This is a genomic window from Pseudomonas sp. Root401 (genome assembly GCF_001425105.1).
Classification (GTDB): Bacteria; Pseudomonadota; Gammaproteobacteria; order Pseudomonadales; family Pseudomonadaceae; genus Aquipseudomonas; species Aquipseudomonas brassicacearum.
Map to the genome: position 1 here is coordinate 1 of NZ_LMDO01000022.1, position 19,174 is coordinate 19,174.

The 19,174-nt window shown below is 62.8% G+C and carries 15 protein-coding genes; 8 read left to right on the forward strand and 7 right to left on the reverse strand.

Features of this window, described 5'->3' with window-relative positions; translation table 11 throughout:
• Nucleotides 1-200: 200 nt before the first annotated feature.
• Nucleotides 201-875, reverse strand: a complete 675-nt coding sequence (gene rpiA, locus ASC85_RS16650; RefSeq protein ID WP_014336005.1) for a ribose-5-phosphate isomerase RpiA — start codon at nt 873-875, stop codon at nt 201-203.
• Between the two features lie 137 nt (nt 876-1,012).
• Here rpiA and ilvA point away from each other — a divergent pair, with 137 nt between their 5' ends.
• Both ilvA and ASC85_RS16660 read left to right on the forward strand, forming a co-directional pair.
• The gene (gene ilvA / locus ASC85_RS16655; protein WP_003196635.1) at nt 1,013-2,527 is read left to right on the forward strand and encodes a threonine ammonia-lyase, biosynthetic; all 1,515 of its coding nucleotides are present in this window, start codon (nt 1,013-1,015) and stop codon (nt 2,525-2,527) included.
• 45 nt (nt 2,528-2,572) lie between these two features.
• Nucleotides 2,573-2,998 carry a DUF2269 family protein gene (locus ASC85_RS16660; RefSeq protein ID WP_057450531.1) on the forward strand — a complete coding sequence of 142 codons (426 nt, stop codon included), beginning with the start codon at nt 2,573-2,575 and terminating at the stop codon, nt 2,996-2,998.
• 121 nt (nt 2,999-3,119) lie between these two features.
• Here the strand turns inward: ASC85_RS16660 and ASC85_RS16665 are convergent, their stop codons facing one another.
• Nucleotides 3,120-3,776 carry an HAD family hydrolase gene (locus ASC85_RS16665; RefSeq protein ID WP_057450532.1) on the reverse strand — a complete coding sequence of 219 codons (657 nt, stop codon included), beginning with the start codon at nt 3,774-3,776 and terminating at the stop codon, nt 3,120-3,122.
• Between the two features lie 143 nt (nt 3,777-3,919).
• Between ASC85_RS16665 and ASC85_RS16670 the strand changes: the two genes are divergently transcribed.
• Both ASC85_RS16670 and ptsP read left to right on the forward strand, forming a co-directional pair.
• On the forward strand, nt 3,920-4,399 hold the full coding sequence (locus ASC85_RS16670; protein WP_003186867.1) for an RNA pyrophosphohydrolase: 480 nt from the start codon (nt 3,920-3,922) through the stop codon (nt 4,397-4,399).
• Nucleotides 4,400-4,421: 22 nt separating this feature from the next.
• Nucleotides 4,422-6,701: a phosphoenolpyruvate--protein phosphotransferase gene (gene ptsP, locus ASC85_RS16675; protein ID WP_057450533.1), complete on the forward strand. Its 2,280-nt coding sequence runs from the start codon at nt 4,422-4,424 to the stop codon at nt 6,699-6,701.
• Nucleotides 6,702-6,901: 200 nt separating this feature from the next.
• Here ptsP and ASC85_RS16680 read toward each other — a convergent pair whose 3' ends face one another.
• On the reverse strand, nt 6,902-7,648 hold the full coding sequence (locus ASC85_RS16680; protein WP_057450604.1) for an NRDE family protein: 747 nt from the start codon (nt 7,646-7,648) through the stop codon (nt 6,902-6,904).
• A 331-nt stretch (nt 7,649-7,979) separates the two neighbouring features.
• On the opposite strand from ASC85_RS16680, the gene ASC85_RS16685 reads away from it, so the two are divergent.
• The 3 genes from ASC85_RS16685 (at nt 7,980) to ASC85_RS16695 (ending at nt 10,661) form a co-directional block, all read left to right on the forward strand.
• Complete coding sequence (locus ASC85_RS16685) at nt 7,980-8,762, forward strand: sulfite exporter TauE/SafE family protein (protein WP_057450605.1); 783 nt, start codon at nt 7,980-7,982, stop codon at nt 8,760-8,762.
• Between the two features lie 68 nt (nt 8,763-8,830).
• The gene (gene lgt, locus ASC85_RS16690) at nt 8,831-9,640 is read left to right on the forward strand and encodes a prolipoprotein diacylglyceryl transferase (protein ID WP_057450534.1); all 810 of its coding nucleotides are present in this window, start codon (nt 8,831-8,833) and stop codon (nt 9,638-9,640) included.
• Between the two features lie 49 nt (nt 9,641-9,689).
• Nucleotides 9,690-10,661 (forward strand): thymidylate synthase, encoded by a 972-nt coding sequence (locus tag ASC85_RS16695; RefSeq protein WP_014335997.1) that lies wholly within the window; start codon nt 9,690-9,692, stop codon nt 10,659-10,661.
• 192 nt (nt 10,662-10,853) lie between these two features.
• Here ASC85_RS16695 and cadR read toward each other — a convergent pair whose 3' ends face one another.
• Entirely contained in the window at nt 10,854-11,300 is a 447-nt protein-coding gene (gene cadR / locus ASC85_RS16700; protein ID WP_003196623.1) for a Cd(II)/Pb(II)-responsive transcriptional regulator, read from the reverse strand.
• An 86-nt stretch (nt 11,301-11,386) separates the two neighbouring features.
• Between cadR and ASC85_RS16705 the strand changes: the two genes are divergently transcribed.
• Nucleotides 11,387-13,606 (forward strand): heavy metal translocating P-type ATPase, encoded by a 2,220-nt coding sequence (locus ASC85_RS16705; protein WP_057450535.1) that lies wholly within the window; start codon nt 11,387-11,389, stop codon nt 13,604-13,606.
• Between the two features lie 151 nt (nt 13,607-13,757).
• Here ASC85_RS16705 and ASC85_RS16710 read toward each other — a convergent pair whose 3' ends face one another.
• From ASC85_RS16710 to ASC85_RS16720, 3 genes are read right to left on the reverse strand one after another with little or no spacing between them, the layout of a single operon-like run.
• Entirely contained in the window at nt 13,758-16,805 is a 3,048-nt protein-coding gene (locus tag ASC85_RS16710; protein WP_057450536.1) for an efflux RND transporter permease subunit, read from the reverse strand.
• Entirely contained in the window at nt 16,802-17,866 is a 1,065-nt protein-coding gene (locus tag ASC85_RS16715) for an efflux RND transporter periplasmic adaptor subunit (RefSeq protein WP_057450537.1), read from the reverse strand. Before ASC85_RS16715 ends, ASC85_RS16710 begins: the two co-directional genes overlap by 4 nt.
• On the reverse strand, nt 17,863-18,966 hold the full coding sequence (locus tag ASC85_RS16720) for an efflux RND transporter periplasmic adaptor subunit (RefSeq protein ID WP_057450538.1): 1,104 nt from the start codon (nt 18,964-18,966) through the stop codon (nt 17,863-17,865). Before ASC85_RS16720 ends, ASC85_RS16715 begins: the two co-directional genes overlap by 4 nt.
• Between the last annotated feature and the right edge of the window lie 208 nt (nt 18,967-19,174).

The following is a 19,174-nucleotide window of genomic DNA, read 5'->3' on the forward strand; positions in this document are numbered from 1 at the left end:
GAGAAGTCTCCCACGGTCCGTACTGGCTAGAGTCGGAATCGAGCTTTTAGTCCCGCCCACCCCTTCAAGTCTAAACATACAAGCGAGCTTGCTCGCGATAGCGGTGTATCAGCCATGAAGGTATCGACTGACATACCGCCATCGCGAGCAAGCTCGCTCCCACAGGGTCCGGTGTTGAATCCAATAACTGATCGCCCGGTTTATTCAGCCCGCAGGGTCTTCACCCCTTCAGGGGTCCCCAGCAGCAGTACATCCGCCGGACGTGCCGCGAACAAACCGTTGGTGACCACGCCCACGATGGCGTTGATCTGGCTTTCCAGTTCCACCGGGTTGGTGATCTGCAGGTTGTGCACGTCCAGGATGATGTTGCCGTTATCGGTCAACACGCCTTCGCGATACACCGGGTCGCCGCCCAGTTTCACCAGCTGACGGGCCACATGACTGCGGGCCATCGGGATGACTTCCACTGGCAATGGGAACGCGCCAAGCACCGGCACCAGTTTGCTGGCGTCGGCGATGCAGATGAAGGTCTTGGCCACGGCCGCGACGATCTTCTCGCGAGTCAGGGCCGCGCCGCCGCCCTTGATCAGGTTCAGGTGCGCGTCGCTTTCGTCGGCGCCGTCGATGTAGAACTCCAGGTCGCTCACAGTGTTGAGCTCGTACACCGGGATCCCGTGGCCCTTGAGGCGCGCAGCGGTTGCTTCGGAGCTGGCGACCGCACCGTCGAAAGCGCCCTTGTGTTGCGCCAGCGCGTCGATGAAGCAATTGGCCGTAGAGCCGGTGCCAACCCCGACGACGCTCTTGTCATCCAGCTTCGGGAGGATGAGGTCGACGGCGGCCTGGGCCACGGCCTGTTTGAGTTGATCCTGGGTCATGCGGGCTCCGAAAGCGGGCAGGAAGTAAAGAGGGGCGCGAGTATAACCCAACAAAACCTTGGGATTCGTGTGGTCGCCCAGCTAAAAGCCGGGTTAGACTCCTTGGCCCTGCCCAACCCGCTCAGTGATGCTTTCCGATGCTTGAACAGTACGTCAAAAAGATCCTCACCTCGCGCGTTTACGACGTTGCCGTAGAAACCCCGCTGCAGACCGCTCGCCAGCTCTCCGAGCGGCTGGGCAACAGCATTTTGCTCAAGCGCGAAGACTTGCAGCCGGTGTTCTCGTTCAAGATTCGCGGGGCCTATAACAAGCTGACCCAGCTCAGCGACGAAGAGCGCGCACGCGGCGTGGTCACCGCTTCGGCGGGCAACCACGCCCAGGGCCTGGCCCTGGCGGCCAAGGTGCTGGGCGTCAAGGCCACCATCGTGATGCCCAAGACCACCCCGGAAATCAAGGTCGAAGGCGTGCGCTCGCGTGGCGGCAAAGTGGTGTTGCACGGCGACTCGTTCCCCGAAGCCCTGGCCTATTCGCTGAAACTGGTCGACGAAAAAGGCTACGTCTACATCCACCCGTATGACGATCCCCACACCATTGCCGGGCAGGGCACCGTGGCGATGGAAATCCTGCGCCAGCACCCGGGGCGCCTGGATGCGATCTTCGTCCCGGTGGGCGGTGGCGGGCTGATTGCCGGGATCGCGGCCTACGTGAAATACCTGCGCCCGGACATCAAGATCATCGGCGTCGAGCCGGACGATTCCAATTGCCTGCAAGCGGCCATGGCCGCTGGCGAGCGCGTGGTCCTGCCGACCGTGGGGCTGTTCGCCGATGGCGTCGCCGTGGCGCAGATCGGCCAGCACACCTTCGATATCTGCAAGCACTACGTGGACGAAGTCATCACCGTCAGCACCGACGAGATCTGCGCCGCGATCAAGGATATCTACGACGATACCCGCTCGATCACCGAACCTGCCGGCGCCTTGGGCGTGGCCGGGATCAAGAAATACGTCGAGTCACGGGGCATCAGCGGCCAGACCCTGGTGGCCATCGACTCCGGTGCCAACGTCAACTTCGATCGCTTGCGCCACGTTGCCGAACGCGCCGAACTGGGCGAAGGCCGCGAAGCGATCATCGCCGTGACCATCCCCGAGAAGCCGGGCAGCTTCAAGGCGTTCTGCGAAGCCGTCGGCAAGCGCCAGATCACCGAATTCAACTATCGCTACAACACCGGCAGCGAAGCGCACATCTTCGTCGGCGTGCAGACCCACCCGGAAAACGACCCGCGCAGCGCGCTGATCGCCAGCCTGACCGAACAAGGCTTCCCGGTGCTGGACCTGACCGACAACGAACTGGCCAAGTTGCACATTCGCCACATGGTCGGCGGGCATGCGGCCCACGTGATCGACGAAGTGGTGCTGCGCTTCGAATTCCCGGAACGCCCGGGTGCGCTGTTCAACTTCCTCAACAAGCTGGGCGGGCGCTGGAACATCTCGATGTTCCACTATCGCAACCATGGCGCGGCGGATGGCCGTGTGGTCGCCGGGCTGCAGGTGCCGCACGATGAGCGCCACCTGGTGCCGGCCGCCCTGGAAGAAATCGGCTACCCGTACTGGGATGAAAGCGATAACCCGGCCTATCAACTGTTCCTGGGTTGATAAAGCCGGGCTAGGCTTTGAGCAAGACTTGAGGAAAATTCAACAATGGAAACATTGACTGCGCTGAAGATCGCTCACGTCATCGCCACCGTACTGCTGCTGGCAGGCGCCCTGGGGCTGGCCGTCTGGGTCTGGCGCACGCGCCGCAACGGCGATGCCACGGCGGCGGCGCGCACGCTGCAACGTCCGCGGCTGTTCATCTGGCTGGTGATGATCCTGGCTCTGGTGAGCCTGCCCTTCACGGGCTGGTGGATGGTGCATCAGGTGGGCTGGTCGCTGGGGCAGACCTGGCTGTTGGCTTCCAGCGTGCTCTACACCGTGGCGGCGCTGGCGGGGTTCTGGCTGGTGGTGCGACTGAACAAATTGCGCAAGGCGCCGGGAGGTAGCGGGAAGTTTACCTTTGCCTTGGCGTTGTTCAGCGTTGTCTGCTTTATCGCCATTGCGGGGTTGATGGGGGCCAAGCCGGTTTAAAACACAGTCTGTGGGAGCAAGGCTTGCCCGCGATTGGCTTTACGCGATGCGAAGGTACGTATGCCAATCGCGAGCAAGCTTTGCTCCCACAGCCACTCACGGGCAAGCCTTGCTCCCACTGTCAATTGCGCAACGAAATTACTGGCCAACCCCGCTTCTGGGCCTCGGCTTTAAGGTTCGGATCCGGATCCACCGCCACCGGATGCGTCACCACCTCCAGCAGCGCCAGGTCGTTCATCGAGTCGCTGTAGAAATAGCTGCCGTCGAGCGAATGCCCGCTCTCTTCCAGCCAACGGTTCAGCCGGGTCACCTTGCCCTCGCGAAAGCACGGGACATCCGTGCTGCGCCCGCTGTAGCGCCCATCGATCATCTCGCACTCGGTGGCGATCAGGGTCTCGACGCCCAGGCGCTCGGCAATCGGCCCGGTGACAAAGCGGTTGGTGGCGGTGATGATCACCAGCTTGTCGCCAGCGTCACGGTGCTTTTCCAGCAATTCGATGGCCTGGGGCAGCACGATCGGTTCGATGCAATCGCGCATGTAGTCCAGGTGCCACTGGGCCAGCACGTGCATTTCGGTACGACCGAGAATTTCCAGGCAAAAATTCAGGTACTCGGCGTTGTCGAGCTTGCCGGCCAGGTAATCCTGGTAGAACTCGTCGTTGCGTGCCTTGTAGGTCACAGCGTCCAGGAAACCGCGCTCGCACAGGTAATCGCCCCACGCGTGGTCGCTGTCGCCGCCCAGCAATGTGTTGTCCAAGTCGAATAAAGCCAGCCGCATTGCAGTTACTCGCTGAAAAATCTGAAGAAAGGCGTCCAGAATACGGACTTTTCACAAGAGTGCACATAAGCTAGGCGGGCTCGTTGCTGCTTTCACAACCTTTGTGGAACAATGCGGCGACATGCGTTTGCGAGGTTGTTGCCGTGATCGACCCCGATGGTTTCCGCCCCAATGTGGGGATCATTCTTACGAATGATGCAGGGCAGGTGCTATGGGCTCGCCGTATCAATCAAGACGCCTGGCAGTTTCCCCAGGGCGGGATCAACCCCCAGGAGACGCCGGAAGAGGCCTTGTACCGCGAGTTGAACGAAGAAGTGGGGCTTGAGCGAGAAGATGTCGAAATACTCGCCTGCACCCGAGGCTGGTTGCGCTATCGTTTGCCGCAACGCCTGGTCAGGACGCACAGCCAACCGCTGTGCATCGGCCAGAAGCAGAAATGGTTTCTCCTGCGCCTGATCTCCAACGAGCAGCGGGTGCGGATGGATTTGACCGGTAAACCGGAGTTCGATGGCTGGCGCTGGGTCAGCTATTGGTATCCGTTGGGCCAGGTGGTGACATTCAAGCGCGAAGTGTACCGACGCGCTCTCAAAGAGCTTGCCCCGCGCCTGCTGACGCGCGACTGACGACGGAGTTCGACCCCGAGCCATGCTCAATACGCTGCGCAAGATCGTCCAGGAAGTTAACTCCGCCAAGGATCTCAAGGCGGCGTTGGGGATTATTGTATTGCGTGTCAAAGAGGCCATGGGCAGCCAGGTCTGCTCGGTCTACCTGCTGGACCCCGAGACCAATCGTTTCGTGCTGATGGCCACCGAGGGCTTGAACAAGCGCTCCATCGGCAAAGTCAGCATGGCCCCCAATGAAGGCCTGGTCGGTCTGGTCGGCACACGCGAAGAACCCCTGAACCTCGAAAACGCCGCGGATCACCCGCGCTACCGCTACTTTGCCGAAACCGGCGAAGAGCGCTACGCCTCGTTCCTCGGCGCACCGATCATCCACCACCGCCGCGTTGTCGGCGTGTTGGTCATCCAGCAAAAAGAACGCCGCCAGTTCGATGAGGGTGAAGAAGCCTTCCTCGTGACCATGAGCGCGCAGCTGGCCGGGGTTATCGCCCACGCCGAGGCCACCGGCTCGATCAGCGGCCTGGGTCGCCAGGGCAAGGGCATCCAGGAAGCCAAGTTCGTCGGCGTACCGGGTTCACCGGGCGCGGCGGTGGGCACGGCGGTGGTCATGTTGCCGCCCGCCGACCTGGACGTGGTGCCGGACAAGACCATTACCGATATCGACGCCGAATTGGGCTTGTTCAAGACCGCCATCGAAGGCGTGCGCGCCGACATGCGCGCCCTGTCGGCCAAGCTGGCGACGCAGTTGCGCCCTGAAGAGCGCGCGCTGTTCGACGTTTACCTGATGATGCTCGACGATGCCTCCCTGGGCAGCGAAGTGACCACCGTCATCAAGACCGGCCAGTGGGCCCAGGGCGCACTGCGCCAGGTGGTGACCGACCACGTCAACCGTTTCGAACTGATGGACGACGCCTACCTGCGCGAGCGGGCCTCGGACGTCAAGGACCTTGGCCGCCGGTTGCTGGCCTACTTGCAGCAAGAGCGCCAGCAGACCCTGGTCTACCCCGACAACACCATCCTGGTCAGCGAAGAGCTGACCCCGGCCATGCTCGGCGAAGTGCCCGAAGGCAAGCTGGCGGGGCTGGTCTCGGTATTGGGTTCGGGCAACTCCCACGTGGCGATCCTGGCCCGGGCCATGGGCATCCCGACGGTGATGGGCCTGGTGGACCTGCCGTACTCCAAGGTCGACGGCATCCAGATGATCGTCGATGGCTACCACGGCGAGGTCTACACCAACCCCAGCGACGTGCTGCGCAAGCAGTTTGCCGATGTGGTCGAGGAAGAAAAGCAACTGTCCCTGGGCCTGGATGCGCTGCGGGACCTGCCGTGCGTGACGCTCGACGGCCACCGCATGCCACTGTGGGTCAACACCGGCCTGCTGGCCGACGTGGCCCGGGCGCAGAAACGTGGCGCCGAAGGTGTGGGCCTGTACCGCACCGAAGTGCCGTTCATGATCAACCAGCGCTTCCCCAGCGAAAAGGAACAGCTGGCGATCTACCGCGAACAACTGGCCGCGTTCCACCCGCAACCGGTGACCATGCGCAGCCTGGACATCGGCGGCGACAAGTCCCTGTCCTACTTCCCGATCAAGGAAGACAACCCGTTCCTCGGCTGGCGCGGCATTCGCGTGACGCTCGACCACCCGGAAATCTTCCTGGTCCAGGCCCGTGCCATGCTCAAGGCCAGCGAAGGCCTGAACAACCTGCGCATCCTGCTGCCGATGATCTCCGGCACCCATGAACTGGAAGAAGCCCTGCACCTGATCCACCGGGCCTGGGGCGAAGTACGCGACGAAGGTACCGACGTGCCGATGCCGCCGATCGGGGTGATGATCGAGATTCCGGCAGCGGTGTACCAGACCAAGGAACTGGCGCGGCAGGTGGACTTCCTGTCGGTGGGCTCCAACGACCTGACCCAGTACCTGCTGGCCGTGGACCGTAACAACCCACGGGTGGCGGACCTGTACGACTACCTGCACCCGGCGGTGCTGCAAGCCTTGCAGAACGTGGTGCGTGATGCCCATGCCGAAGGCAAGCCGGTGAGCATCTGCGGCGAAATGGCCGGCGACCCGGCGGCGGCAGTGCTGCTGATGGCGATGGGGTTCGACAGCTTGTCGATGAACGCCACCAATCTGCCGAAAGTGAAGTGGATGCTGCGCCAGATCAACCTCAGCAAGGCCCAGGAGTTGCTCGCGGAGGTGATGACCATCGATAACCCGCAAGTGATCCACAGCTCCTTGCAACTGGCGCTGAAGAACCTCGGGTTGGCGCGGATGATCAATCCGGCTTCGAACAAGACCCTCTAGGCACGAGCACCTGTGGCGAGGGAGCTTGCTCCCGCTGGGCTCTGTAGGAGCTGGCGAAGCCTGCGATCTTTTGATCTTTTGATCTTTCGCTTGAGATTCAATTGGCAGCGGAAAGATCGCAGCCTCGTTGCACTCGACAGCTCCTACACAGCTCCTACACAGCTCCTACGCAGCTCCTGCACAGGTCCTACAGGGCTGAATCAAATGTGCAGCGCCACCTCCCCCAAATGCCCCCCATGCGGCCCGAAACTGCGCTCGACCATCTGCCGCGTCCCGTCGGCATGGACAATCAGCGCCGTACTTGCCCGTGTCCCGTAGGCCGGGCTGGCGATGAATACACTCGACAGCAGCATCTCGGTCGCCACGCCCACCCCCGTATCAGGCAGCTCAGCCACCGGAGCAGGCTGCGGGTCGTTCAGCAGCGTAAGCAGTACCTCGGGCTGCGGATCGTCCAGCGCCTCGCCCAGCGCCGCACGAGCCTTGAGCAGCTTGGGCCATGGCGTGTTCAGCCCAGCGTTCGACAAGCCATAGAGCCCCTCGCCCAACCGCTGCGGCTGGGTATCGCGGGCGTTGTGGTGCCACAGCTCGACGCCATCGCCGAGCAGCAGGTTGAACCCGCCATACTCGCTGGCGCGGGGCACGATTTCGCTCAAATAATCGGCGATCGACAGATTCCCGGTCAGAAACCGCGCCACCAGTTCGCCACGCGACTTGAATGCCGGCAACTGGCCCGGGTCACGAATGTTGGTCAGCGCCGCAAAGCGCCCCTCGGCGCCAATGCCGAGCCAGGTGCCGCCAGCCTCCAGATCGCGCCCGGCATGCACATAGGGCGCATCAGGCCACTGGGCCAGGGGCAAGGTCGGCCGGGCATAGAACTCGTCGCGGTTGGCCGCCACGATCAGCGGCCGGGCATGGCCGGGTCGCCAGGCAAATACGATCAGGCACATCAGGTTGTCCTGTTTAAAAATGCCAATCACCAAATAAGGCTCGCGCTGGGCTCTGTAGGAGCTGGCGAAGCCTGCGATCTTTTGATCTTTTGATCTTTCGCTTGAGATTCAAGTGTCTGGGGAAAGATCGCAGCCTCGTTGCACTCGACAGCTCCTACACAGCTCCTACGGGCGCAGTCGAGCTAGCGGGCGCGAGCTTGCTCTCTCGCCACAACATCTGTTCGCCACTCTACCCACACATCGCCCTCGCATCCATCGCCTTCAGTAGAGCCCAAGCCCCTCGATCCGTTACCATGCCGCTCTTATTTCGGGGATGGGCGGGGAGACGCTGGTGGAATTTGTGCTCTATCTGCTGCTCGGCGCCTGCGCCGGCGTGCTGGCCGGGTTGTTCGGCGTGGGGGGCGGGATCATCATCGTCCCGGTGCTGGTGTTCAGTTTCACCCTGCAGGGCTTCGACCCGCAGGTGTTGACGCACCTGGCCGTCGGCACCTCGCTGGCATCGATCATCTTTACCTCGGTCAATGCCGTGCGTGAGCACCAGCGCAAAGGCGCGGTGCGCTGGCCGGTGTTCGCCTGGATGACCGTCGGCATCCTGATCGGTGCCGGATTCGGCGCGATCACCGCCGAAGCGATTTCCGGCCCGCACCTGCAAAAGATCATCGGCGTGTTCGCCCTGATCGTTGCCCTGCAACTGGCCCTGGACTTCAAGCCCAACGCCAGTCGCAGCGTACCGGGCAAGGCCGGGCTGACCCTGGCCGGCACGGTGATCGGCTGGGCCTCGGCGATTTTCGGCATCGGTGGCGGCTCGCTGACCGTGCCGTTCCTGACCTGGCGCAGCGTGCCGATGCAGCAAGCGGTCGCGACCTCATCGGCCTGCGGACTGCCCATCGCCGTGGTCAGTGCATTAAGTTTCATGATTCTGGGCTGGCACGATCCATTGCTGCCGGCCCATAGTCTCGGTTTTGTGTATTTGCCGGCGCTGCTGGGCATCGCCCTGACCAGCATGGTCTTCGCCCGCTTCGGTGCGCGGCTGGCCCATCGCCTGTCGCCGCGCTTGCTCAAGCGGCTGTTCGCCGCCCTGCTATTCTGCGTCGGCTTGAGTTTCCTGTTCTGACGCAATCCTGGCTTAATCCCGAGGTGGCAGCGTCGCCCGGGTATTTTTGACGTTTATGAGGAATATCAATGCTGCCTTACCCGCAGATCGATCCGGTGGCCCTGGCCATCGGCCCGCTGAAAATCCACTGGTACGGCCTGATGTACCTGGTCGGCATCGGCGGCGCCTGGTTGCTGGCGTCGCGCCGGCTCAACCGTTTCGACCCGACCTGGAACAAGGAAAAGCTCTCCGACCTGGTGTTCTGGCTGTCCATGGGCGTGATCGTTGGCGGGCGCCTGGGCTACGTGCTGTTCTACGACCTGAGTGCGTACCTGGCCAACCCGACGCTGATCTTTGAAGTCTGGAAAGGCGGCATGTCGTTCCACGGCGGGTTCATTGGCGTGATGCTGGCGGCGTTGTGGTTCGGCAAGCGCAACAACAAATCGTTCTTCCAACTGATGGACTTCGTCGCGCCGATGGTGCCGATCGGCCTGGGTGCCGGGCGCATCGGCAACTTCATCAATGCCGAGTTGTGGGGCAAGCCGACCGACGTGCCATGGGCGATGATCTTCCCGCCGTTCAGCGACCCGGCGCAGTTGCCGCGCCACCCGTCGCAGCTCTATCAGTTCGCCCTCGAGGGTGTGGCACTGTTCCTGATCCTCTGGCTGTTCTCGCGCAAGCCGCGGCCAACCATGGCGGTGTCGGGCATGTTTGCGTTGTTCTACGGGATCTTCCGTTTCATCGTTGAATTCGTCCGCGTACCGGATGCCCAACTCGGCTATCTGGCGTGGAACTGGCTGACCATGGGCCAGGTGCTGTGCCTGCCGATGATCATCGGCGGCCTGGCGCTGATCTGGCTGGCTTATCATCGCGCGCCGGCTGCGGCGGCCAAGGTTTAAAATTCGAACCCCGGGGCTCTGGCCCCGGGTTCAAGGACACAGGTAATCCATGAAGCAATATCTCGATCTGGTGGCCCACGTCATCAAGAACGGCACCAAGCAAGCCAACCGCACCGGTGTGAACACCATCAGCTTCCCCGGCGCCATGCTGCGCTATGACTTGAAGGACGGCTTCCCGGCCATCACCACCCGCAAAATGGCCTTCAAATCGGCCATCGGCGAGATGTGCGGCTTCCTGCGCGGCGTGAACAACGCCGCCGAATTCCGTGCCCTGGGCTGCAAGGTCTGGGACCAGAACGCCAACGAAAACGCCCAGTGGCTGGCCAACCCGTTCCGCCAAGGCGAAGACGACCTGGGCGAGATCTACGGCGTGCAATGGCGCAAATGGCCGGCCTACAAACAGATCCCCCTGAGCAACCCGGCGGCCATCGAGCAGACCCTGGCCCAGGGTTACCGGCAGATCGCCGAAGGCGAAGAAAACGGCCAGGCCTACGTGGTGCTGTACAAGGCCATCGACCAGGTTCGCCAGTGCGTCGACACCATCATCAAGGACCCGGGCAGCCGACGCATCCTGTTCCACGGCTGGAACTGCGCCCAGCTCGATGAGATGGCCCTGCCGCCGTGCCACCTGCTCTACCAGTTCCACCCGAATGTCGAGACCAGGGAAATCTCCCTGACCCTCTACATCCGCTCCAACGACTTGGGCCTGGGCACGCCGTTCAACCTCACCGAAGGCGCCGCGCTGCTGAGCCTGATCGGTCGCCTGACCGGCTACACGCCGCGCTGGTTCACCTATTTCATCGGCGATGCACACGTCTACGAAAACCACTTGGACATGCTCAACGAACAGCTCACGCGCGAGCCGTTCCCGATGCCCAAGCTGGTGATTTCCGAGCGTGTGCCGGAGTTTGCCAAGACCGGCGTGTACCAGCCCGAGTGGCTGGAGTTGGTGGAACCGGGCGACTTTTCCCTCGAAGGCTACCAGCACCACGCGCCGATGACCGCGCCGATGGCGGTCTAGAAGAATCCCACCATCCCCCTGTGTGCGGGCCTGTGGGAGCAAAGCTTGCTCGCGATGGAAACGCCTCGATCCGTCAGAAGATCGCGTTATCGTTCATCGCGAGCAAGCTTTGCTTCCACAGGATCGCACCAAGCTTTGCTCCCACAGGCTCGCTCATAGGCGGCTCTGTGTATTCGAATTGGCGGCAAGGGCTCAATGCCCGTGACTACGCCCCACATGGGAATGCTCCACCTCCGGCGCCACCGCCCCGCTCACTTCCAAACGCTGCAAGATCCCGCATTGATCCAGGTCCGGCCCTTCGCCGCAGCGATGGCGCAGGTCGATCAGTTGCGTCTGCAAGGCCAGCAGGCCGTCGATGCGGGCCTTGACGTGTTGGATGTGTTCGTCGATCAGCGCGTTGACGCTTTCGCACTGGTCCTGGGGGCTGTCGCGCAGGGCCAGGAGGCTGCGGATTTCCTCCAGAGTCATGTCCAAGGTGCGGCAATTGCGGATGAACGTCAGCCGTTCGGCATGGGCCTGGGTGTAGACGCGGTAATTGCCGTCGCTGCGGGCCGGTTCCGGCAGCAAGCCTTCGCGCTCGTAGTAACGGATGGTTTCGACCTGGCAGTCGGTGATTTTCGCCAGTTCTCCGATCTTCATGATGCGGCCTCCCAAATAGGTGCTTGACCCTATAGTGGCTACAGGGTCTTTACTGCGCAACAGGCACTTTTCACGGACGTCACCCGATGAGCGATTCCCTTCACATCCACAAACCCGACCACGGCCATGACCACGGACATTCCTGCTGCGCATCGAAAGCAGCCCCGTCGCAGGTCATCCTCGGCAAAACGCCGACGGACGGTGCGCGGCTGAGCAGTTTCCGCATCGAAGCCATGGACTGCCCCACTGAACAGACGCTGATCCAGAACAAGCTCGGCAAGCTCGAAGGCGTGCAGCAACTGGACTTCAACCTGATCAACCGCGTGCTGGGCGTGACCCACGATTTGCCTAGCGACGCGCCGATCATCAAGGCCATCGAATCCTTAGGGATGCAGGCCGAGCCGATGACCCCGGGCAAAGAGAAAGCCACCCCTGACTTGCCCGCCCCGGCCAAGCCCTGGTGGCCGCTGGCGCTGTCCGGCGTGACGGCCCTGGGTGCCGAGTTGATCCACTTCACCAGCGCCGCGCCTAACTGGGTGGTCGCGCTGGTGGCGTTGGTGTCGATCCTCAGCGGCGGCCTGGGTACCTACAAGAAGGGCTGGATCGCCCTGAAAAACCGCAACTTGAACATCAACGCGCTGATGAGCATCGCCGTGACCGGCGCCGTGTTGATCGGCCAATGGCCGGAAGCGGCGATGGTGATGTTCCTGTTCACCGTGGCCGAGTTGATCGAAGCCAAATCCCTCGACCGCGCGCGCAACGCCATCAGCGGCCTGATGCAGATGGCCCCGGAACAGGCCACCGTGCAACAGGCCGATGGCAGCTGGCAGGCGCAAGACGTAAAAGTCATCGCCCTCGGTGCGCGGGTACGGGTTCGCCCGGGCGAAAGGGTTGGCCTGGACGGCGACGTGGTCGCCGGTCGTTCGACCATTGACCAGGCACCGATCACGGGCGAGAGCCTGCCGGTGGAAAAAACCATCGGTGACAAGGTGTTTGCCGGCACCATCAACCAGGCCGGCGAGCTGGAATACACCGTGACCGCGGCGGCCGATCACTCCACCCTGGCGCGGATCATCCACGCTGTGGAACAGGCCCAGGGCTCCCGCGCGCCGACCCAGCGCTTCGTCGACCAGTTCTCGAAAATCTACACCCCGGCGGTGTTTGTCCTGGCCTTGGCCGTGGCCGTTATCCCACCGTTGTTCATGGGCGCGGCGTGGTTCGACTGGATCTACCGAGCGCTGGTGCTGCTGGTGGTCGCTTGCCCGTGCGCACTGGTGATTTCCACCCCCGTGACCATCGTCAGCGGCCTCGCCGCCGCCGCGCGCAAAGGCATCCTGGTCAAGGGCGGCGTATACCTGGAGGGCGGCTACAAGCTCGACTACCTGGCCCTGGACAAGACCGGCACGATCACCCACGGCAAGCCGGTGCAAACCGACTATATGGCGCTGGACTCGAGCGTGGAAACCACCGCTCCGGCCCTGGCCGCCAGCCTCGCGGCCCGCTCCGACCACCCGGTTTCCCGGGCGATTGCCAACGCGGCTGTGGATAAGCAACTGGCACAGCAGGTTGTGGATAACTTCGAGGCGCTTGCCGGGCGCGGTGTGCGCGGCGACATCGGCGGGCAGACGTATCACCTGGGTAATCACCGCCTGGTGGAAGACCTCGGCCTGTGCTCCCCCGAACTGGAAGAGAAACTCTTCGCCCTGGAAAAACAAGGCAAGTCCGTGGTGCTGCTGCTCGACGCTACAGGCCCCTTGGCGCTGTTTGCCGTGGCCGACACTGTGAAGGACTCCAGCCGCGAAGCCATCCGGCAACTGCATGACCTGGGCATCAAGACCTTGATGCTCACCGGCGACAACGCCCACACCGCCGACGCGATTGCCGCGCAGGTGGGCATGGACCAGGCTCGGGGCGACTTGTTACCGGAAGACAAGCTGCAAGCCATCGAAGCGTTGTACGCCCAGGGTCACCGCGTCGGCATGGTCGGCGACGGCATCAACGACGCCCCGGCCCTGGCCCGTTCGGAAATCGGGTTCGCCATGGCGGCGGCCGGCACCGACACGGCCATCGAAACCGCCGATGTCGCCTTGATGGACGATGATCTGCGCAAGATCCCGGCCTTCATTCGCCTGTCGCGGCAGACTTCAAGCATCCTGAAACAGAACATTGCCTTGGCGTTGGTGATCAAGGCGATCTTTCTCGGGTTCACCTTCGCCGGGTTCGCCACCATGTGGATGGCGGTGTTCGCCGACATGGGGGTGAGTTTGCTGGTGGTGTTCAATGGGTTGCGGTTGTTGCGCAAGTAAAAGGCCAGGGTGACTGGACTGGCCTCATCGCGAGCAAGCTTTGCTCCCACAGATCTTTGCGAATACAGAATCTGAATTCACTACGGATCTGCTGTGGGAGCAAAGCTTGCTCGCGATGGGCTGCACAGCAGCCCCATGATTTAAGGCCGAGTCAATCGCGCTTGGGCTCGCGGATCTTGTACCAGGCCACATACAGCGCCGGCAGGAACAACAGCGTCAGTAGCGTCGCGATGATGATCCCGCCGATCATCGCGTAGGCCATCGGCCCCCAGAACACTTCCCGGGCAATCGGGATCATCCCCAGGCTCGCCGCGGCCGCCGTGAGCAGGATCGGTCGACGCCGGTGCTCGGTGGCTTGCACCACCGCATCCCAGGGCTCGTAGCCGTCACGTTCGTATTCATCGATCTGGGTCACCAGGATCACCGAGTTACGGATGATGATGCCAATCAACGCGAGGATCCCGAGGATCGCCACGAAGCCCATGGGCGTGCCCGTCGGCACCAGCGCCAGCACCACGCCGATCAACCCGAGGGGCGCGACGCTCGCCACCAGGAACAGTTTCTGCACACTGTGCAGCTGGATCATCAGGAAGGTCGCCATCAAGAACAGCATCAGCGGCACGACACTGGCGATCGGCCCTTGGGCCTTGCTGCTCTCTTCCACCGTACCGCCCGTGGCGACCTTGTAGCTCACTGGCAGGCCGGCGGCGAACTTGTCGATCTCCGGTTGCAGTTGCTTGACCAGGTCGGTGGGCTGGATCTCGTCGCGCACGGCAGCCTTGATGGTGATGGTCGGCTTGCGGTCACGACGCCACACCAAGGGCTGTTCCAGTTCATAGCGCACCGTGGCGAACGCCAGCAACGGAATCGAGGTGCCGCCCGGGGTGACGATTTGCAGGTTCTGCAGGGTTTCCGGCGAACCACGCTCGGCATCTTCGGCACGGCCGACCACGTCGATCAGGTAAATGTCGTCGTTGACCTGGGTCACGGGCGAGCCGCTGACGATGCTGTTCATCAGCCTGGCCACATCATCGGAAGAAAGGCCCAACTGCCGCGCCTTGTCTTGGGCGATGTCGATGCGCAGCACCTTGCCCGGTTCGTTCCAGTCGTAAATGATCTCGCCAATGTGCGAGTTCTTGTCCAGCTCGGTGGCCAGCTCGATCGCATGCTTGCGCACCTGGTCGATGTCCTTGCCGCTGACCCGGTACTGGATCGGCCGACCCACCGGCGGGCCCATTTCCAGGGCCTGCACGTAGCTGCCAATCCCGACGAAATCCTCACGCAGACGCTTTTGCAGGCGCTCGGTGAGGGCCGTGCGCGACTCCAGGCCCTTGCTGACGATCACCAGTTGCGCGTAGTACGGGTTCTGCAGTTGCTGGTCCAGCGGCAGGTAAAAGCGAATCGCGCCTTCGCCGATGTAGGTGCTCCAGCGCTCGATGTCCGGGTCGCCCTTGAGGGTCGCTTCCAGGCGATCGACGGCCTGGCGGGTCTCGTCCATCGAGGCGTTTTGCGGCAGGTTGAGGTCCACCAGGATTTCCGGCCGGTCCGAGGACGGGAAGAACTGGTTCTGCACGAAGCGCATGCAAAACACCGACAGCACGAACAGCAGCACGGTGATGCCGATGGCCCACCAGCGATTGCGCATCGCCCACAACAGGCCACCGTTGAACGCCCGGCCGATCCGCCCCGGCTCGGCGCTGTGGGGTTTCACGTTGGTGCTGAGGATGTGCACGCCGATCACCGGGGCAAACAACACCGCGACGATCCATGACACCAGCATCGCCACGGCGATGACCGCGAACAGGGTAAAGGTGTACTCACCAGCGGAACTGGCGTTCAGGCCGATGGGCACGAAACCGGCCACGGTTACCAGGGTCCCGGTGAGCATCGGGAACGCCGTCGAGGTGTAGGCGAACGTCGCCGCCTGATCCTTGCTGTCGCCTTTTTCCAGGCGTGTGACCATCATTTCCACGGTGATCATCGCGTCGTCCACCAGCAGGCCGAGGGCGATGATCAACGCACCGAGGGAAATCCGCTGCATGGTGATGCCGCTGTATTCCATGAACAGGAAGACCATCGCCAGCACCAGCGGAATCGAGCAGGCCACCACCAGTCCGGCCCTGACGCCGAGGCTGACGAAGCTGACGACCAGAACGATGATCACCGCCTCGAACAAGGCGCTGGTGAAGCCGCCGACTGCCTCCTCCACCACCTCGGCCTGGTCCGACACGGTATGCACGTCAACGCCCACCGGCAGGTCGGCGGTCAGCTCGCTCATGCGCGCATGCAACGCCTTGCCGAAGTCCTGGATGTTGCCGCCCTTCTTCATTGCGATGGCGAGGCCGATGGCCGGCGTGCCGTTGAAACGGAACATCGGCGTGGCAGGGTCAACGTAACCGCGGCTGATATCGGCGATGTCGGCCAGTCGATAGAAGCGGTCATTGAGCCGCAGGTTGACATTGGCCAGGTCTTTTTCGGACTGGAACTGTCCGGACGTGCGCACGGAAATCCGCTCCGGCCCGGCGTCGATGACCCCGGCCGGGGTCACGGCGTTCTGGGTTTGCAGGCTTTGCACGACTTGGCGCTGGTCGATCCCCAGGGCGGCAAGTTTGCGCGTGGAGAAATTCAGGTAGAGCACTTCGTCCTGCTCGCCCACCATCTCGACCTTGCCCAGGCCCGGGACGTCATGGATCTCGGCACGCACCTGTTCCACGTAGTCGCGCAACTGCCGCATCGACAGGCCATCGCCGGTGAAGGCATACACCGAACCGTAGACATCGCCGAACTCGTCGTTGAACCCGGGCCCTTGCAGGCCGTCGGGAAAATCGCCGCGAATGTCGTTGATCTTCTTGCGCACCTGGTACCAGATCTCGGGGATTTCCTTGGCCCCGGTGGTGTCGAGCAGGTACACGAACACCGTCGACTCCCCCGGTCGGGTGTAGCTTTTGACGTAGTCGAGGGAATCGAGCTCTTCGAGTTTCTTCTCGATGCGGTCGGTGACCTGCTTGAGGGTTTCTTCCTGGGTCGCGCCAGGCCAACGGGTCTGGATGACCATGGTCTTGATGGTGAACGATGGATCTTCTTCGCGACCCAGGTTCATGTACGAAAACACGCCCATCAACAACGCAACGAACATCAGGTACCAAACGAACGACTGATGCCGCAGGGCCCATTCGGATAGGTTGAAAGGCCCTTTCATCGTGCGTCCTCGTCGAGTTTCACTTTCTGCCCCGGCTGGAGACTGTTCACCCCGGCGCTGACCACCCGATCGCCGGCCTTGATGCCGTTGGCCACCAGCACCGAGCTGGCCGAACGTTCGAGAATCCGTACGTCACGGGGCGAGACGGTCTGGGTTTGCGGGTCGACCAGCCAGATCCGCGCCTTGCCGTCGATCTCTTGCAACGCGCTGAGTGGCAGCTCGATGCGCGGTTCGATGGTCGAGCTCAGGGTCACGCTGATGGCCGTGCCCAGGCGAAAACCTGGCGGCGTATCGGCCAATGTCAGGCGCGCGCGGCGGGTACGAGTGGCGCTCTGGGCCTGGGGTTCGATCTCGCGCACGGTGGCGGTGGTGTGGATACTCGGATCCAACTGCGCGGCGACCTCGAACACCACGTCCGTGGGCAGGCGCTCGACCAGCCCGGCCGGCAGGTCGATCACTGCTTCCTTGATGTCCGGGCGGGCCAGGGTCACCACTTGCTGGCCGGCGGTGACCACCTGCCCGGCTTCGGCATTCCAGGCCGTGACGACGGCGTCATGGTCGGTATGCAGTGCGCTGTAGTTGAGCTGGTCGCGGGACTGCTCCACCGAGGCCTTGGCCTGTTCGAGAGAGGCGCCAGTGGTTTTCAGGTCGGTCTGGGCGATGTCCAGTTGCGCCTGGGCACCGACGCCACGGTCGAACAATTGCTGCTGGCGACGGGCATTGGCCTGGGCATTGATGTACTGCGCCTCGATCCGCGCCAGATCGCCCTGGGCGGCGCGCAACTGGTTTTGCTGGTCGGTAGGGTCGAGCGTGGCGAGCAGGTCGCCCTTCTTCACTTGCGTACCGACATCGACATTGCGGCTGGCGATCCGTCCTGGCACGCGGAAACCCACGTTGCTCTCATAGCGCGCCTGGATATTGCCAGCGAACCGCCCGAGTGCCTGCTGGTCGAGGGACCTGACTTCAACGGACAACACCGGGCGCACCGGTTCGGGCGGCGCTTCTTCCTTGGAGCAGGCGGCCAGCAAGAGGCCCGCCGAGACCATCCACAAACGCTTCATGGCTGGGCTCCCGGCCTGGTTTTTTCAGAGGTGTTTTCAGCGATCTCGACGCGTACGCCAGGGTGTAGCAATTGCCCGCCTGCGGTGATGATTTTCTCACCGCCCTTGAGGCCATCGCTGACGATGACTTTGCCGGTCAGGTAGCGGCCGACGGTCACCGTCTGCAACTGCGCCTTGCCCTCACCGTCCACCAGCCACACGGCCGGGTCACTGAGGTTCTTGGTCAGGGCTGACCAAGGCAGCTCGAAGGCGGTCTTGCCGGCGGATTTGGCCGTGGCACTGACCACCGAGCCCAGGTGCATGCCTTCGGGTAAATCATCGAGGGTGACCTTGACCTGCACGGTTCCGGTCTGGGCAGACACCGCCGGGGTGATCTCGCGCACCGTGCCGGTGGTCTTGATGGCGGGGTTATCCAGCAGACTGATGGTGATTGCAGGGTCCGACGGCGGTTCGCTCAACAGCGATTCGTAGATGTTGAACACCGCGTCGCGTTCGCCGTCCCGGGCCAGGCTGAAGATCGGCTCCGTGGCCTGCACCACCTGGCCGACTTCCGCCTGGCGCGCGGTGATGATGCCCGGGGCCTCGGCAATCAGTGCGGTGTAGCTCAGTTGCTCGCGGGCGTTGGCCAGTTGGGCCTGGGCGGCGGTCAGCGCACTCTGGCTGCTGCGCAGTTGAGCCTGGGCGGCGTCGTATTCGCTTTGACTGGTGTAGCCCTTGGGCAAGAGTTTCTGCTGGCGCACGAACGCCGCCGCACTCTGCTTGACCCGCGCCTGCTCGGCGGCTACCTGGGCCTCGGCGGAGTCGACGTTGGTCTGCAGGTCCCGAGGATCGAGCCGGGCCAGCACTTGCCGGGCCGAGACCCGGGCGCCGACATCGACCTTGCGCTCGATGATCTTGCCACCCACGCGAAACGACAAGTCAGCCTGCACCCGCGCCTGGACATCGCCGGTCAGGGTCACCGAAGCGGCGTATTCGCTGGGCACGGCTTGCTGCACGAAAACCCGCGGCAGGGCTTTTTCAACAGGCTTGTCATCACCGCATCCGGCCAACACAGCACAGAGGCCCAGGCCAACTACCAGTTTGATTCGGGGACCAGCCATGCAGACTCCTTTGCGCTGTACGGACGTACCAGTGACGATACGACTGTGAGCTTAGAACAGGGTTCAACGAATGCGTAGCAGTCAGGCAGACTGATCACTTTCCCGTAGGAGCTGTCGAGCGAAGCGAGGCTGCGATCTTTTGATCCTTCACTTGAGATTCAATTGGGCCTGGAAAGATCGTAGCCTCGTTTCACTCGACAGCTCCTAC